The sequence below is a fragment of the Pseudomonas sp. ICMP 561 genome, assembly GCF_002699985.1.
GTDB lineage: Bacteria > Pseudomonadota > Gammaproteobacteria > Pseudomonadales > Pseudomonadaceae > Aquipseudomonas > Aquipseudomonas quasicaspiana.
Genome location: NZ_LKBT01000012.1, coordinates 319,096 through 334,762, shown reverse-complemented (window position 1 = coordinate 334,762; position 15,667 = coordinate 319,096). Strand labels below are relative to the sequence as shown.

Here is a 15,667-nt window from a genome sequence, read left to right as displayed (position 1 = left end):
GCCAGGGCCTGATCAAGCATGGACGCTTCAGGTTCTGACCAGCAGTCCCATGGTGAAACCGTCCACCGAGGCAATCTTGCCACGCCACAGCACGCCCTCTGAGCAAATAGGGCTCTGGTCGCTCGAATAGGTTTTGCAGTCTTTCAAATGGATGAAATGAAATGCAGTGGTTTCGTCCGCTGACTCACCAGGAGTGAAGGACAAAATAATCTGCTTCATGGACTCGTCAACGCCACCATCGAATTGAGCCAGTGGAGCTGCCATGTCCTCGGCAAGCTGCTTGAAGTATGTGTCGTGCGAAATCAACTGACCCGAGACCAGATTGCCGCCGACAGAAAGGGTTATGCCGATTTCTACCGGTGTGGTGACGACAAACTTGACCAGAAACTGCAATAACCAGTCGATTTGCTTGCCTTGATCCTTCAGATGCGCGATCAGCTCATCATATTTCACGTCTTGGGACGTGGCTTTGAGGCTCTGCTCTACTTCCGACATCGACTGCTCCTTGCCTTACAAGATAATGAGCTTTAGCTATAGCCCAGATTTGTGAAAAACGAAACCTGAGTGTGAGCCAGCATGTCGGATGTGGCTTCCCGCAACTCGCGATCCTTCCTGAAAATTGGGTTCCAGCGCTGACATAACCATCCAAACGAATAGCAGGTGCCTGTTTCCACCTACATTCCTCAATTAATGAGCTGTTTATTAACAACCTTGGAAGCTGGCACTATAACAGCACACCAGCTGGAGTTATTTGAGTGGGGGATTATGAACAGAAGGAAATACATCATCGTTCCCGCCCCACTGCTTGAAAGCCTGACCGCGAGAACCACCCCTCATGCAGACGGGAGTCTCTTTGCAATACTTGAACTTCAAGAGCTGCTCGCCAGGCCGACAGAGCTTTCGTTGACAGCTGATCTGCGCTTTATCCTGAGCAGACCAAGCTTCGGCTGCCAATCTACCGCACAGGTGCTCAGAAGAATGGGCCACACAATTGCGGAGAGGGCCGAGGACGAACAGGCAGCAACCATCCACTGGCTGCTGAATCATTACCTGCGAGATCCTCACAACTGGCGCAACAACTCGCTGGCAGAGTTCAACGCCGCCGCAGCGATGCTCAACAATGCAGATGGCTATCTCTAGCCAAGCCTTAGGCGGACCTGAATCGCGGCCTCGAAAATCAGAGCAATTGAACCCTTGCATCGTCGTCGTGACTAAACAGTAACGACCAAGGGAGTGTATGACGATGGGTAACTCAGAGAGTTGGAACGTATTAGCATCAATCATGAATATGCCGGTGCTGTGGATCGTATTCGCAACCATTCTGGTGGTGATCGAATTCCTGGTAGTGATGCGAATCGTCAAAAGCGAAGGCAGCCGCGAGAGCAAATGCCTTTGGATTCTGGCACTGGTGTTCGTTCCTGTTTTGGGACTGATCGCCTGGGTGGTCGCAGGACCCAAGACCAAGACAGCCCGCTCGGAATCTCGTGGTTAAGCAAGCCAGAGCGGTCAAGGACTTACCTGCTTGTCGCCTCACAACCGCTTGCCAGATTCATTTGATTGCTACCGCACCGTTATCCGATGGACGGATGCATTTATAGCCCCCATGACGGCACAGGAGACCGCTGACTGGCGTAGCGTTTGCTACAGACGCTAGTAGCGGCACTGAAAAGACTTAATGTTGACGCGACAAACCATTCACTCAAGCTCAAGGACGCAGCGATGCGCCGGATATAACCAGGAGACGTACCGTGTCAACTCTCAGTGAAATCGCAGCGAACCATGCGAAAGCAATTAAAACACTGGATGCAGAGTCGGCCATGTTGAAGGCACTGTGCTCCCCGACGCAACCCGCTGGCGAAGCGGCGACTGATAAAGCGCAGCAAGTGCCGCCTCATACCATTTCGGCAATAAATAACAGCATCTCAGCGCATGCGATGAGTATTTGAGCGGATGGAGGCGCACGACTGCAGTCGGTGACCTTAGGGCGTCGAACGGGACGCTTCGGCTGATCGTGTTGCATACTTGCTGTATGCAGCACGTATTAACCTATATCTGGACCTCACATGACACCCAATGCAGAACTCTATAACCCCTCCACCGAATACGCCGACAAGTTGATTTCACGCATCGGACAAACCCCGTCCTGGATCGCAAAACGCATTGGTGTAACGGACAAGCGGATTCGCTACATTCTTGAGGGTGAAAGAACCGTCAAGGGAGAAACCACGCCAATTCAGATGACGTACACGGAACAGTTTGCTCTTGAGTGCCTTGCCGCAGAAGCGAGCGCAAAAAGACAATAGTTTTCGCGGCGTGGCGCTTAGGGCCTGACGCGCGCAGCGCGTCAGGCCCCCATCAAATCCCCCTTACCCAAAAACTCAATCATGGCCGCCTGCATTATGTGACAGGTTTAGCGATTCGCAGAAGCTTGCGCGGGGGCATGAGCTCGCAGCACACGTTGCGGCAGATATTCTGGTTTACGCCTGGACGGGCCGCGATGTAAGGCAATCGGTAAGAGCAAAGCGGTCACCCGCTGGACCGGCCAGCGCTAAAATCAAAGGTATCACCACGATCGTCGCGTCCGGCGAAGGCTGCCTATCCCTATCGCAAAGCTTGAACGAGGCAGCTCCAGGAATGTGCCAAGGGCAAGCGCTAATGCGAGCAGTACCTGACCGAGTCAGGTGATTAGCTTGACAGCCCTATAAAGACAACAGCGCTGAACCACTTTGCGACCTGGGTTGGTATCAGCCTACACCGCTTGTCGCCACCTACTGCGGGAACGACAGTCCCTGGCCGATAAAGAGCGCATTACCCTTCTGGTTCGGATAGGGAAAACAAGGAAGGCCACAATACGATGAATCTTTTACGCGGTACCCTGCTCTCAACACGTCTGATTTCTGCGTTTGTAGCATGCGCAGTTATCACCCTAGGTGTTGGCTTGGTTGGCTACACAGGAATCACGGGGCTGAAGAACAGCGTAGATGGAATCGTAAGCAACAATCTTGTCTCTGTGTACAACACGAGTAACGCCCGCTCAAATGCGATAGCACATTATCGCGACTTACACCGTGCACTGCTGTTTAAATTTGCAAAGGCAGACCAGGCCAAATATGACGATGTTTTGAAGTCCTTGGCAGACAACCAAAGAGAGGTAGAGCAACTTTTTAATAAATATCGGCAAACGCCTCTGGAAGATGATGAAAGAGTCGCAGGGGACCAATTTGAAAAATCCTGGCCAGCGTATATCAATGCCTCCTCTCACGTGATCGAGTTAGCGGAGAAAGGAGACCTTGAAGGCGCGACGAGGCTATTCGAACAAGAAGTGGATCCTGAATACAAAAAAGCAAACGATGAGCTCAAGATAATGGTCGCTTCCAATAAGCGCCAGAGTGAAGACGTGGCGGTAGACGCCGCGAAAACTTCAAGCGCCGCCTACTGGTCATTAGCGGTAGGCGTGGTTGTCGCATTTATTGCCGCAATCATTTTGGGACTGTTGGTAACACGCTCCATAACGCGGCCGCTTTCGACAGCGCTACGGACCGCAAAACAGGTGGCTGAGGGCGACCTTTCTCAAAAAATCGATGTAACCGGAAGGGACGAGATTAGCACCCTTCAAACTGCGCTCAGCACGATGCAAATCAATCTGAGAGGTACGATCAAAGAAATCGCGAATGCGGCTGATCAGCTTGCCTCTGCGTCCGAAGAGTTAAATGCAGTTACGGAAGAAAGCTCTAGAGCACTGATACGCCAAAACGACGAAATCCAGCAAGCCGCTACGGCGGTCAACGAGATGACGGCAGCGGTAGAGGAAGTCGCGCGCAATGCGTCAGGGGCGTCTGAGTCCTCTGAAGAAACCAGCCGCAGTGCGATTCAAGGGCGTGACCAGGTAAAGAGTGCCGTTGGGTCGGTTAATACAATGGCAGAGCAGATTTCGCAATCGACCGAAAAGGTTACGGTACTCGCCTCTAGAGTCAACGAGATAACCGGGGTTCTCGCGGTCATTCAGTCCATCGCTCAGCAAACCAACCTCTTGGCATTGAATGCCGCAATTGAAGCAGCCAGAGCTGGCGAGCAGGGTCGTGGCTTCGCGGTGGTCGCCGATGAAGTACGTGCACTTGCGCACCGAACTCAGGCATCGACTGCAGATATCGAAGCCATGATGGCTCAAGTGCGCGTAGGTGCGGACGAGGCCGTGATCGCTATGAATAACAGTAGAAGCCTTGCGGGAGAAACCCGGGATCAAGCCATTGAAGCAGGCCACGCGTTAGACAGAATCACCGAAGGTGTTTCTATAATTAACGAGAAGAATCTCGTCATCGCCAGTGCTGCTGAAGAACAAGCTCATGTAGCTCGTGAAGTTGACCGAAACTTGATTAACATTCAAGACATCTCCACGCAAACGGCAACGGGCGCACATCAAACTAATGCTTCAAGTGCCGAGCTGTCTCGACTGGCCGCCTCATTTGGCGTGCTGGTTAACAAATTTAAAACCTGAAGAATAGCTGATCAGAATGCGCGTAGATCTTATACGCGCTTCTGAATAGATCATGCTGTGTGCATGATCGCTATCAACGCTTATATGTCAGGCAATTCGAGGATTAGTTTCGATCTGGGCACCCCAACGGCCAGTCTGTTGTGGGCGCGAAGAGTGAAGAAGCCATCACCTCATCCAGAGAGCGCCCACCCTGCCCTGCGCAACAATGGCAGTCATCCTGGCAGGCAGGAGATGCCGTCAGTAGCCTGTTAGCCCTTGGATGCCTGTCCTGCATCAAGCAGCAATGTTTTTGATCTGCTCTGAAATACAGGATCTTTTCTGATGTAGAGGAGCCAGTTTGCAAATGCAGATTGCTGGCGGCGATGCGCTGTTTGCCACTGCTCGCCCCCAAACACAGCACTGCTCATCGACATCAGTTCCTCTGTAGCCTGGTTAAGCTCATTCAACAGGTACTCGCTGTCTTCTGAGTCCATCTCTGAGGCAAGCATATTTTTGCTCGTTACTAAGGGATAGATGTGACCCCGTCATTGCTGCTTTATTCCAATTCGCCATAAAGGCCTGACCAGCGGTAACCATTCGTCGCCCTTAAGCGACCGATCCAGCACCCATCTATTGAGAGGCCTGCAAGGCCTGAAGCCTGCCCTCATGCTAGATTACGGTCCTACCGACATGAGGTGAACTTTGAAAGGACAGTCTGTGGCGCCAGGCATTGGAGATATCTATAGCGTTTATTCGCCAAAACTGCGGCAGTATGTTGCCTGTCAGGTGACGGAGCTCAAGGAGAACAGCGAGCGCAAGGGCCAGCAGATGGCGGCTGTGCTTGAGCTAGACTGGAGTGGCGACGCCTTGCCGCAGACGAGCGAAATCGAGGCCATGCGCCCGCTAGTGGCCGATTTCTTTTTCCGGCGTGACAAGCATGAACACGTTTATGTCAGCGCAGAGGTGCCCGCCGCTTACACCCTGGTGGGCAATATCGCGCCGCTGGTGCTTGACGACACCACCACATATGGCCACTGGAATACCGGCGAAACCTTGTACCACCAGCAGCAATGGGAGCAAATCGATGTCGCCCGGCGCCAGCGTTTCAAGGCTGCTTCGGGCGACGTCGAGGTGACGATTGGCGGTCATGTGCTGCGCCAGGATACCAATCGCATCGAAGACAACGTCTTGCGGTCAGTCACTGATCTTGCTGAACTCGATCAACTGCCATGCCTGACCAAAATTCACACTGAGCATGGTTCACAGGCCCTGCTCAACTATGTGAATCAGCATCCCTTTATCACTGAGCTGCTGTGGCGTTCGCCGCAGGTGACAGAGCTTGATCTGCGCGACAGCCGCCTGAGACGCCTGAGCATTGATGTGACCGGCGTGAGCAAGGTGCACCTTAATGACGATTTGATGCATCTGATACTGCGTGGCGAGCCATCGCCACAGTTGCAACTGCACTGCAGCGACGAAGGACGCGCGTTGTATCTGACCTGTAAGGGCGACGTGAAACCCTTCGGTGGCCTCGATCATCTGGGCGGCCTCACGCTCTATGCGGCCAAAGAGATCGACCTGGAGACGGTGGTAGCGCGTTTCCCTGATCTGTGGTTTCTGGATCTGAGAGGCAAGCCGGGCATAGTGTCAAACCTGTCTGCCATCGCTGCGCTGGCGCAGTTGCAAATGCTGAGTTTGCACGACCTGTTTGGCTACACGGCAGAACAGTTTCCGGCGCCGCAGCAACTGCCTCGCCTGTCGACCTTGTGGCTCAGCAGTGTGCCGTTTGACGTGGCGCAGACCGTCAAGAAGGGCTATAAACAAGCCGCTGCGCTGGGCCTGGACCTTTCGGTGACCCAGCCGCGCAAGAGCGAATGGCTGGCCGAAAACCTGGACAACCCGTTTCGTGACTGGGATGGCCGCGAGGAGATTACTCCCGCCAAGGCAAAAAAGGCGACCACCGCCTACAAAGCGTTGCTGTCCACCACGCGCAGCGTCAACGCCAGCATGACAGCCGATGCCATGCAGCTCGCCTTGTCCGACATGGTCACCGCCTATGTAGCGACCTTCAACCAGATCGACCAGCGCGGCAGCGTCATAGGCACGATCGAATGCGAAGAGATCCATGAAGCACTGGCAGGGTGCCTGAACGCACTGGTGGTGCAAATGGGCGAGCATGGGGCGCTGGTCGACATGGACGGCCTACTGGACTTGTTTGACGAGTTGCGTGATTTTTGAGGCTCTAGCTCAGATGGGGATGTGCCGGCCATATGGCGGGTTCAGACGAAGGTAAGTCTGTAAAAAGTCTGCAGCCAAAGCTTTCGAGGAATTGTGGGATTCGATAAAGAGCGTCGATGCCTGGAATTCCAGTCCATGGTTCTGGGTCGTCGAGCTCAAACCGATGATGCCATGTCAGCCTGGCGAGCACTATGACAGTGCGTCCATCAACGACCTCAGCCTATGCTAAGCAACCGCGCTGGCGGCTTCTCTTCAGCCTTCCGGTAGAGATATTCACGCCATACCCGAAAAGCGCTCTGCTGACGCGAGCATGCATCCCTCCACTGCTCACCACCAACCTGCCCGACGTGCAGCGCCATCATTATTTCAGTGGCTTTGTCGAGCTCGCACACCAGATCATGTGCATTGGTTGTGTCGAAATAATTGGCGTTCATAAAAATCCCTTTTAATTATTGGCATTCAATCGACTAGCCATCTCCTTGATAGTGCTCGGGTTCTGACGAACGGTAAAAATATAAAATCCGGCTCGAAATGTTAAGCACCTCCACTGCCCCACCAATTTATTCACAGCCTGTCGGCGATCGGCGAGTGAGGATTCGTTATGCCTACGAAAAAAAGACGCCCAACTGCTATTGAGCAACTGAGAAAATGACTGCGCGCTATCTTGAAGAGCTGGATACATCAGTCCTACATGCTTTGTGGTCAGATCGCCGAAGTCCAGCGCATGCTTGATCTCAGCAGAGAGCACGTCGCAACACTTGTTGAGATGCACGCCGAGGTTTCCCGCGAACGAGATACGTTGCGGGTACAGTTGAACGCAGCGAATACGCGAATATCCGATTGCCTCCGCCAGGCGGGAGAGGATTGGGCAAAGATCAACACCCTTCAGCGCATTTCCGCCCAAAACGACTATCTCAGGCAGGAATGCGACGAGCTCCGCCGTCAGATTTCAGAATAACCAACATCAACCTACAGAACGGTGCCATGCGTGGTCAGTTCAAGCTGAGTGGTGACCAGCGATTGCGCCTCAGCCAGCAACTTATCGATGCAAAGGTGGCGGCGGGTTGCTAAATCATCGCAGCCTACCTTGAACACGGTGCGGCTGGTCTGCAGCAGGATGAAAGCATGTCTCAGCGTACTTCCGCAAAGCAGCGAATGAAGGCAGTGCAGACGCCCATGTTGTGACAACCGTTGGATGTGCGTCTACTAGATCAAGCGCTTTGAAAACCATCGTCAAGGCGTGTTAGCGCTCGCCAACGAGCCCTGCTTCCACCTGCAATAACAATAGCAACTCAGCGTCGCTCGGATAAAAAATCAGATCACCTGAAGGACGCAGCCTCGACTCGGGAAGCTCCGTTACTTGATATAGAAAATTATCTGAATAGAATTTTTTTAGTTGCTCAAGTTCTGGAATTTGCATCTGAATATCCTGAAAATTCAGATACTGCAATTCCTCTCTATACTTTTCAGCACTGGACGGATCCGCCAACTGTAATTTTTCAAGCAACTGCCTCTTAGCCTCTAGCTTCGCAGGAGTATTGGCGCGTGCTAGCTTGATCATTTCCATTTTCGCAATACATTTTTCGCATCCTTCATTGACGCCTTTTGCCCATAAACGATAAGCATCCAGTCGGCGGCCCTCCATATCCGCCAGCGTCCCAAGCCCATCATAAGCTTCTGTATGCCCTTGGCTGGCAGCACACTCCAGCATAGCCTTTGCGAGCGGACGCAACTCATTGGAGCGAACGAGAATGTTACCGCTCACGTAGGTCATTGCATGAGGACTGCCCCGGTCAATCGCCGCATCCATAAGGTAGTACATGTCGCTGTTCTGGTAAGGCCAGAGAGACTTACCGTATCGATACATGGCCATGGGTACCGTGGCTGCCAAATGGCGCACCCGTTCGGAGAGTTCCGCAAGCACTTCAGGCTTTCTTTCAAACTTTGATGACCAAAGGGCATCGACATAGTCACCCCGCCAACTACCCGCCTTGACAGCGGCTTCGAGCAACTTTACCCGGAGCTGACGATGAGCAATCTCTGACCAGAAATTCTCGTCCTTCTCCCCGATCAGGGAGTACGTCATGAATTCATCAAAGGCACGAGCAGCCATCTCGTTTTCTTGCGGAGTATGATCTTCGACCTTAGTACAGATGAACTTTTTGCCTGTGAAGCGACTGGTCAAATCAGGATCATCACTATGGATGGTCTGGTTCCAGGGTGGCATATGATTGAAGTCCTCCAGCGAGCTCGACAAGTCCATTGCTGAAAGCTCACCTGAAAAAACCACAAGCATTAATACCGTCCACACTCTCATATAAAACACTCTCTCGCGTGAAGGATAAATTCACATTCCTTAACGGAAATATAGGCGATTGCAAGAGCAGAGTTTAGCACGCACTGAGGTATGGAAAGAGTTTATGATGCATTGAGCGTAACCATCCGGCCAAGTCATCTACTCAGCCCCGCAAAGCCAAGACATGGTGTGCAGTTAAATTGATCTGCCCCCAAATGTTGGACATCAACATAAGGGGGTATGAGAATACACAGAGCAGGCGAAGCTCGCGGCAGTATATGACTGTTGCTCCGGCAACGGGGGGCTGAGAGATGTGGCGCGTCGTCATATCGTAAATTTTTCATCGCTTCGCCAATGGGTTTTGGGTTACCAGACGCCAGGTATCACGTGCATCACGGCTAAGAAGAAGATCCATAACAGCGCTGCGTTCAAGTTGAGTGTTTTGCAACGCATGCGCGAAGACAAACTGTCCTATCGCCAAGCCGCTGCCCTGTTTAATATCCCGAGATTCGATATTCTTGGCCAGTGCAAACGTCGGTATGATGAAGGCGGTTTGGAGGCCTTGTCCCGGCAGCCAGGAAGCGGACTTCATAAAAAATGACTAAACCCGTGCCATCCATTCCGCTTGAATCTTCGGGTGACGAAGCCGTATGCGAGATGATTTGCTGAGTGATTTAAACGAGTTTCGGATGGAGATAGCTTATTTAAAAAAGCTCGATGCCGTGGTTCAAGCGAAGTAACGTGCAGCGCAGCGAAGAAAGCATAAATCGTGATCGAACTGAAGCGGGAGCACCCTCTGGAACGCCTTCTGAAAGTGGCGGGCCTGGCCCGAAGCACGTTTTACTATCAACAAAAAGTGCAGCAATCCATTGATAAGTACGCGGTACTGAAGACCAGAATTTGCTCAATCTTCGACCAGCACAAAGGCCGATATGGCTAAAGCCAACGGCCATGAGCCCTATGCATGGCTGCTCCACGCATTAGAACGGCTGCCACTGGCGACGTCGGTTGAAGATCACGAAGCCTTGCTGTCGTGGAACTGCACGCCTCAATTGTATTCGTAAACGCGCCACCCATCTTTGGCTAGGTGGGGTTCATGGAGCGCTTACAGAATAACCACCTGAAGTCTCTGTCATAGCTGTTCGGCTGTCACTTCGTGTGTATTCCGAAATAATCGCCCTTGCCCGTCGATTGTAAGCGCTACATGAACCCCACATTCAAAGCCGCCCTCTGATCCCTGATGCTGTGCTCCCTATTTCCTCAGGAGCCAGCTCGCCATGATGCGACCCGATGCCAAAGTCGAAAAAGTGTATTTGTACCCCAAGCCCGCTGACTTCCGAAAGTCCATTCGGGGAGTGTTTGCGGTCGCCGATAGCCTCGCCATACCTGATCCACTACAAGCCACGGTCCCGCAGGCGCGAGCAGATTGAAGCAAAGGACCACTGGACATCGGTAACGCCTGACTACCTGACCAAGGAATTCAGCAAGGCCAGCGACGCTGCGCACGCTTACGACCATGTCGCGGCTGGTGAGCGCCCCACTTTTCACGAGATCCGCGCTTTGGGTGCCTGGCTATACGAGCAGCAGAAATTCCCGCAAGAGTACATTCAGGCACTGCTGGGGCATGCAGACGAGAAGATGACGCGACATTATCAGGAGGGGCATGACGAGAAGAAAATCGAGTACGTCGAGGTGGGTGCCGAATTGGCATTCTGAGTGGGGGTTTTGCAAAAGTTTTGCAAAAGTTTTGCAAATCGATTTTTGAAACGGGCAACAAAAAAGGGCCCACCTCTCGGTGGACCCTTCTGTACCGGCAGCAGGACCGGATTTTGTTTGGTAGGCGCGACTGGACTCGAACCAGCGACCCCCACCATGTCAAGGTGGTGCTCTAACCAACTGAGCTACGCGCCTGCTGTGGGTCGGCATTCTACGGATATTCAAATGTGTGTCAACACCTTTTTTCGCGCTAACTCCATGAATATGCAAATTTTTTTGCCTTCCCTGTTTTCCCTTCTTTGTTTGGCCGCTGGCTGGTGGAGATATTTGATCTCGGGTAGGATCGGGCCATTCGTAAAAAATATTAAACGGAGGTTGTAGGATGGCGAACACTCCTTATCCGCAGTCCTATTACGCGGCTTCGGCGAATCCAGTTCCGGAACGCCCGCAGTTGCAGGGTGATGTGGAAACTGACGTTTGTATCATTGGTGCAGGCTATACAGGCCTGTCCAGCGCCATGTTTCTGCTTGAGCACGGCTTCAAGGTGACAGTGCTGGAAGCCGCAAAAGTCGGCTTTGGGGCTTCAGGGCGTAATGGCGGGCAGATCGTCAACAGCTATAGCCGCGATATTGATGTCATCGAACGCACTGTCGACCCTCGGCAGGCCCAGTTGCTTGGGCAAATGGCGTTCGAGGGCGGTGCCATTATCCGCGAGCGTATCGCTAAATATCAGATCCAGTGCGACCTGAAGGACGGCGGAGTATTTGCCGCCATCACCGACAAGCAGATGGGTCATCTGGAAGCCCAGAAACGTCTATGGGAACGCTATGGTCACACCCAGCTTGAGTTGCTGGACAAGCGTCGTATGGGCGAAGTGGTTGCTTCTGATCAGTACATTGGCGGCATGCTCGACATGAGCGGCGGCCATATCCACCCGCTTAATCTGGCATTGGGCGAAGCGGCTGCCGTGGAATCGCTGGGTGGCGTTATCTATGAACAGTCTGCTGCCGTACGGATTGATCGTGGGGCCAATCCGGTTGTTCATACTGAATCAGGCAGGGTCAAAGCACGCTTTGTGATCGTCGCCGGGAATGCCTATCTGGGCAACCTGGTGCCGGAGCTGGCCGCCAAGTCGATGCCTTGCGGCACTCAGGTGATTACCACCGAGCCGCTGAATGAAGAGCTGGCCAGAACGCTGCTACCTCAGGATTACTGCGTCGAAGACTGTAACTACTTGCTGGACTACTACCGACTGTCTGCGGACAAACGCCTGATCTTCGGCGGCGGCGTGGTATATGGCGCCCGCGATCCGGCGAACATCGAAGCAATCATTCGTCCGAAAATGCTCAAGGCGTTCCCGCAACTCAAGAACGTGAAGATTGATTACGCATGGACAGGCAATTTTCTGCTGACCCTGTCGCGACTGCCGCAGGTCGGACGCTTGGGTGACAACATCTATTACTCCCAAGGCTGCAGCGGCCACGGTGTGACGTACACCCATCTCGCGGGCAAAGTGCTCGCTGAGGCTTTACGTGGACAAGCCGAGCGTTTTGACGCTTTTGCCGGACTGCCGCACTACCCCTTCCCCGGCGGACAACTGCTACGCACGCCGCTCACCGCGTTGGGTGCCTGGTACTACAGCCTCAGAGACAAATTCGGCTTTTGATTGCAAGGGCGGCGCCAGACGAGGCGCCGCTCTGCAGACTCAACGGGCTTTGAGTGTCTTCAGCGCTTCACCAGCCGCTTGCTCCTGCCCCGCCTGAGCCAGATCATTGGCTGCCTTCGACCAGCGTTGCTCATCCAGATTGGCGGGCAATTGACGCGGACTTTGAATCAGCACAGCCCAACTCCCCGCCTTTTCCCAGGCCGACGTAAAACTGCTGAAACTCATCAGTAAGTGTCGATTCATGCCCGCGTGAAGCAGGACTGTTTGCTTGATTCGGTTGTAGCCCACCAGCACGCCGTAACGGGGCTCGGTAAACACCGCGCCTTCTGCGAAACGCACCATGACCGGGTAGCCTGCTGACACCTGAGTCAGTAGCGACGCAAGACCCGAGTCCAGCGGGTAAACCAGAAAGCCGTACTGTCGCGCGGCTTGCTGCATGTTCTGCTCAAGTCGGGCTTCGCCACCGGGCAACCGCAACGATTTATCCAGTAAGCCAGGGGTTATCTGCACGCGTTGGTAGGACAGCATGCTCGCCAGTGCACCGGGCCCACTTTGATAGGCATTACCGCGGAAGAACGGCACATTATTGAGTTCTACGCGGTCCGGCAGGCGTTTGATTTCAGGCGCTAGAGCCGAGGCACAACCGCCAAGAGTCAATACAACGGCAACGAGTATTCCGAGACGCTTAAGGCCAGCTGTACGAAAAAAAAGAGAAACCGGCGACATTTTCACTCACTTCAACAAGCGCCGGACAACCCACGGTCCGGCTCGGACCAGATAATAGGACGCGCCGGGGTCGGGGTATAGCCTCAATGCACAATGCAAAGACGTGCATAGATCAAATTAGTCATGAAGTTCGACCACTGGTCAACTAACGGAAACATGCCACGGACTAGACTGTCGATTATCAGGACCGTAGATGAAAAAGCAGGGTCCGTGGAGGACGTATGAGCCTGGAAATGACAATCGTGATGCTGATCTCCGCATGGCTGGCCGTGGCCACTGCCATGCTGTGGGGTGTGATGCGGATTGCCCGTCGTCACCATCAACGCAGCGCACCGAACGCACCAGCCGTGTTAACAAAACCGCTGAAGTCGATCAAGGGCCGCCCACACGCACCGGCCCACTGAGCATGCAAAAAAAACGGCCGGTATGAATAGTCTTCATACCGGCCGTTTGCTTTTCAGCTATCAGGTGTCGCCAACGGCTATCAGGCTTTTGATGCCTGAGCGGCCGCCTCTTTCTTGAGCTTCGACTTGCGGGACATCATGTTCAGGATTTCGATGAAGGCAGAGAACGCCATTGCCGCGTAGATGTAACCTTTAGGCACATGAGCACCGAAGCCTTCTGCGATCAACGTCATACCGATCATGATCAGGAAGCCCAGCGCCAGCATCACGACGCTCGGGTTGTCGTTGATGAACTTGGCCAAAGGCTCAGCGGCCACCAACATCACGATCACGGCAGATACCACAGCGATGATCATGATCGGCAAGTGTTCGGTCATGCCGACAGCGGTGATGATACTGTCGATGGAGAACACCAGGTCCAGGATCAGAATCTGACTGATCGCGGCACCCATACTGAGGGTAATAGTGGTGTCCAGCTTCTTCTCTTCTTCAGTCTTGATATCGACACTATGGTGAATCTCGGTCGTGGCTTTCCAGACCAGAAACAGACCACCTGCAATCAGGATCATGTCTTTCCAGGAGAACACCTGCCCCAGAATTTCAATCACCGGCTCGGTGAGCTGCACAATCCACGCGACGGTGCTGAGCAAGCCCAGACGCAGGAACAGCGCCATACCGATACCCAGGCGACGCGCCTTCAGCTGCTGGTGAGCGGGAAGCTTGTTGGTCAGAATGGAGATGAAAATCAGGTTATCGATGCCCAGTACGACTTCCATGACAACCAGAGTGGCCAAGGCAATCCATGCAGCGGGGCTTGAAGCGAGTTCTAACAGGTATTCCATATGTATTGCCCTGATTCAGTCAGTGATAAAGGTCAGATTTCTTTCTTGCTTTCTTCGTCTTTCTGCTCTGCCTTGGGCTCAGCCATGGACAAGTCCTGCTTGGCATCATCCAGAGCTTTTGTTGCGGCTTTGTGAGTATCGTCGATGGCCTGTTTGGCTGAATCAGTTGCAGTGTTCAGCAGTTGTTTACTGGAACTTTCAATCTGGTCACAGCCCGCCAACACTAACAACGGTACAGCCAGTAATGCAGCATAGAGAGGTTTAATCATCTGAAGCCTCGAAAATTTAACCGGTTTTTACTGCTCCGGCGATAGGCCAGCATTCTAGAGAGATCGAACCATCAGGAAAATTCGTATTTTTAAGCGGTATACTTCGGCAATACCGAACTGAGAAATTTCAATGCTCAACTACCGACAGCTGCATTATTTCTGGGTGGTCGCTAAAACCGGCAGCATCGTGCGCGCCTGCGACCAGTTAAACCTCACGGCCCAAACTATCAGCGGTCAGATCAGCCTGTTGGAGCAGTCCTTGGGCGTTGACCTGTTTCAGCGTGTAGGTCGACAGCTGGAGCTCACCGAAGCCGGTCGTCTCACCCTGCCCTATGCCGAACAGATGTTTCAGCTTGGTAACGAGCTGGAGTCTATCTTGCGAGCGCAGCCGGATGAGCCGCAGATATTGTTCCGTGTTGGCGTCGCCGACGTTGTACCCAAGTCCATTGTCTACAGGCTGATCGCACCGACCATGGAGCTGAGCGAACCGATGCGCATCACCTGCCGGGAAGACAAACTAGAGCGGTTGTTGGCAGACCTGGCGATTCAACGACTGGACCTGGTGATCTCCGACAGTCCGATGCCTCCTCATCTGGACATCAAAGGCTACAGCCAGAAGCTGGGTGAATGCGGGATCAGCTTCTTCGCCACTGCAGAGCTTTTTGAGCGCTATGGACAAGACTTCCCCTTCGGCATGCAGGGTGCACCGCTGCTGATTCCCGGGCAGGAAACCGTAGTGCGCAGTCGACTCATGCGTTGGTTTGCAGAGTTGAAGGTTCAGCCGAGAATAGTTGGAGAGTTCGACGACAGCGCACTGATGAAAGCCTTCGGCAAATCCGGCAGCGGGATATTCGTCGCCCCGAGCGTCATTGCCGATGAAGTGCAGGCGCAGTATGGCGTGCAGCTACTCGGCCAGACAGATGCCGTGACCGAGTCGTTTTATGCCATTTCGGTGGAGCGAAAGGTCAAGCACCCCGGCATCGTTGCGATTACCGAGGGCGCCCGACAGAAGCTGTTCACCGACGCGGTCTAGGAC

The 15,667-nt window shown here is 53.4% G+C and carries 19 protein-coding genes, 1 tRNA gene and 3 pseudogenes; 14 read left to right on the top strand and 9 right to left on the bottom strand.

Translation table 11 applies throughout. The features are described 5' to 3' along the window. Positions 1-27: 27 nt before the first annotated feature. Positions 28-495 (bottom strand): gas vesicle accessory protein GvpU, encoded by a 468-nt coding sequence (gene gvpU, locus AO242_RS11840; protein WP_099268809.1) that lies wholly within the window; start codon positions 493-495, stop codon positions 28-30. A gap of 165 nt (positions 496-660) precedes the next feature. On the opposite strand from gvpU, the gene AO242_RS11835 reads away from it, so the two are divergent. From AO242_RS11835 to AO242_RS30135, 6 genes and pseudogenes are all read left to right on the top strand, one after another. Next, complete coding sequence (locus AO242_RS11835) at positions 661-1,140, top strand: hypothetical protein (protein WP_141562211.1); 480 nt, start codon at positions 661-663, stop codon at positions 1,138-1,140. 103 nt (positions 1,141-1,243) lie between these two features. Beyond that, a complete protein-coding gene (locus AO242_RS11830; protein WP_231674661.1) occupies positions 1,244-1,492 on the top strand; it encodes a PLD nuclease N-terminal domain-containing protein in 249 nt (82 codons plus the stop codon). Between the two features lie 256 nt (positions 1,493-1,748). Continuing rightward, a complete protein-coding gene (locus tag AO242_RS11825; RefSeq protein ID WP_099268807.1) occupies positions 1,749-1,946 on the top strand; it encodes a hypothetical protein in 198 nt (65 codons plus the stop codon). Positions 1,947-2,063: 117 nt separating this feature from the next. Continuing rightward, on the top strand, positions 2,064-2,303 hold the full coding sequence (locus AO242_RS11820) for a hypothetical protein (RefSeq protein WP_099268806.1): 240 nt from the start codon (positions 2,064-2,066) through the stop codon (positions 2,301-2,303). 551 nt (positions 2,304-2,854) lie between these two features. After that, a pseudogene (locus AO242_RS30140) lies at positions 2,855-3,796 on the top strand (methyl-accepting chemotaxis protein); the annotation flags it as partial. Then, positions 3,791-4,495, top strand: coding sequence for a methyl-accepting chemotaxis protein (locus tag AO242_RS30135; RefSeq protein WP_373562217.1), 705 nt, complete (start codon positions 3,791-3,793; stop codon positions 4,493-4,495). The pseudogene AO242_RS30140 and the gene AO242_RS30135, both read left to right, overlap by 6 nt. A gap of 248 nt (positions 4,496-4,743) precedes the next feature. Here AO242_RS30135 and AO242_RS11810 read toward each other — a convergent pair whose 3' ends face one another. Further along, positions 4,744-4,983, bottom strand: a complete 240-nt coding sequence (locus tag AO242_RS11810; RefSeq protein ID WP_099268804.1) for a hypothetical protein — start codon at positions 4,981-4,983, stop codon at positions 4,744-4,746. Positions 4,984-5,176: 193 nt separating this feature from the next. Here AO242_RS11810 and AO242_RS11805 point away from each other — a divergent pair, with 193 nt between their 5' ends. Next, entirely contained in the window at positions 5,177-6,712 is a 1,536-nt protein-coding gene (locus AO242_RS11805) for a hypothetical protein (RefSeq protein ID WP_141562210.1), read from the top strand. A 215-nt stretch (positions 6,713-6,927) separates the two neighbouring features. Here the strand turns inward: AO242_RS11805 and AO242_RS11800 are convergent, their stop codons facing one another. Both AO242_RS11800 and AO242_RS29400 read right to left on the bottom strand, forming a co-directional pair. Then, complete coding sequence (locus tag AO242_RS11800) at positions 6,928-7,146, bottom strand: hypothetical protein (protein ID WP_027899079.1); 219 nt, start codon at positions 7,144-7,146, stop codon at positions 6,928-6,930. Positions 7,147-7,157: 11 nt separating this feature from the next. Beyond that, positions 7,158-7,616: a hypothetical protein gene (locus AO242_RS29400; RefSeq protein ID WP_176560609.1), complete on the bottom strand. Its 459-nt coding sequence runs from the start codon at positions 7,614-7,616 to the stop codon at positions 7,158-7,160. A 56-nt stretch (positions 7,617-7,672) separates the two neighbouring features. On the opposite strand from AO242_RS29400, the pseudogene AO242_RS29685 reads away from it, so the two are divergent. Further along, positions 7,673-7,887: pseudogene (locus AO242_RS29685) on the top strand (sel1 repeat family protein); the annotation flags it as partial. A gap of 68 nt (positions 7,888-7,955) precedes the next feature. On the opposite strand, the gene AO242_RS11785 reads toward AO242_RS29685, so the two are convergent. Beyond that, entirely contained in the window at positions 7,956-9,008 is a 1,053-nt protein-coding gene (locus AO242_RS11785; RefSeq protein WP_141562209.1) for a hypothetical protein, read from the bottom strand. A gap of 313 nt (positions 9,009-9,321) precedes the next feature. Between AO242_RS11785 and AO242_RS11780 the strand changes: the two genes are divergently transcribed. The 3 genes and pseudogenes from AO242_RS11780 (at position 9,322) to AO242_RS11765 (ending at position 10,724) form a co-directional block, all read left to right on the top strand. Further along, a complete protein-coding gene (locus AO242_RS11780; protein WP_099268800.1) occupies positions 9,322-9,609 on the top strand; it encodes a helix-turn-helix domain-containing protein in 288 nt (95 codons plus the stop codon). A 334-nt stretch (positions 9,610-9,943) separates the two neighbouring features. Next, positions 9,944-10,072 (top strand): annotated as a pseudogene (locus AO242_RS11775) (transposase domain-containing protein); the annotation flags it as partial. 295 nt (positions 10,073-10,367) lie between these two features. Next, positions 10,368-10,724, top strand: a complete 357-nt coding sequence (locus AO242_RS11765; protein ID WP_257153418.1) for a tyrosine-type recombinase/integrase — start codon at positions 10,368-10,370, stop codon at positions 10,722-10,724. 118 nt (positions 10,725-10,842) lie between these two features. Here the strand turns inward: AO242_RS11765 and AO242_RS11760 are convergent. Continuing rightward, positions 10,843-10,919: transfer RNA gene (locus AO242_RS11760), tRNA-Val, on the bottom strand. Positions 10,920-11,106: 187 nt separating this feature from the next. On the opposite strand from AO242_RS11760, the gene AO242_RS11755 reads away from it, so the two are divergent. Beyond that, a complete protein-coding gene (locus AO242_RS11755) occupies positions 11,107-12,390 on the top strand; it encodes an NAD(P)/FAD-dependent oxidoreductase (RefSeq protein WP_099268799.1) in 1,284 nt (427 codons plus the stop codon). A 39-nt stretch (positions 12,391-12,429) separates the two neighbouring features. Here AO242_RS11755 and AO242_RS11750 read toward each other — a convergent pair whose 3' ends face one another. Beyond that, complete coding sequence (locus AO242_RS11750) at positions 12,430-13,116, bottom strand: peptidase C39 family protein (RefSeq protein WP_099268798.1); 687 nt, start codon at positions 13,114-13,116, stop codon at positions 12,430-12,432. Between the two features lie 221 nt (positions 13,117-13,337). Between AO242_RS11750 and AO242_RS11745 the strand changes: the two genes are divergently transcribed. Beyond that, positions 13,338-13,520 carry a hypothetical protein gene (locus AO242_RS11745; protein WP_099268797.1) on the top strand — a complete coding sequence of 61 codons (183 nt, stop codon included), beginning with the start codon at positions 13,338-13,340 and terminating at the stop codon, positions 13,518-13,520. Positions 13,521-13,600: 80 nt separating this feature from the next. Here the strand turns inward: AO242_RS11745 and AO242_RS11740 are convergent, their stop codons facing one another. Together AO242_RS11740 and AO242_RS11735 are read right to left on the bottom strand one after the other, a co-directional pair. Continuing rightward, positions 13,601-14,362: a TerC family protein gene (locus AO242_RS11740; protein ID WP_027899075.1), complete on the bottom strand. Its 762-nt coding sequence runs from the start codon at positions 14,360-14,362 to the stop codon at positions 13,601-13,603. A gap of 32 nt (positions 14,363-14,394) precedes the next feature. Continuing rightward, entirely contained in the window at positions 14,395-14,631 is a 237-nt protein-coding gene (locus AO242_RS11735; RefSeq protein ID WP_027899074.1) for a hypothetical protein, read from the bottom strand. Between the two features lie 130 nt (positions 14,632-14,761). On the opposite strand from AO242_RS11735, the gene nhaR reads away from it, so the two are divergent. Next, complete coding sequence (gene nhaR, locus AO242_RS11730) at positions 14,762-15,664, top strand: transcriptional activator NhaR (protein ID WP_099268796.1); 903 nt, start codon at positions 14,762-14,764, stop codon at positions 15,662-15,664. Positions 15,665-15,667 lie beyond the last annotated feature (3 nt).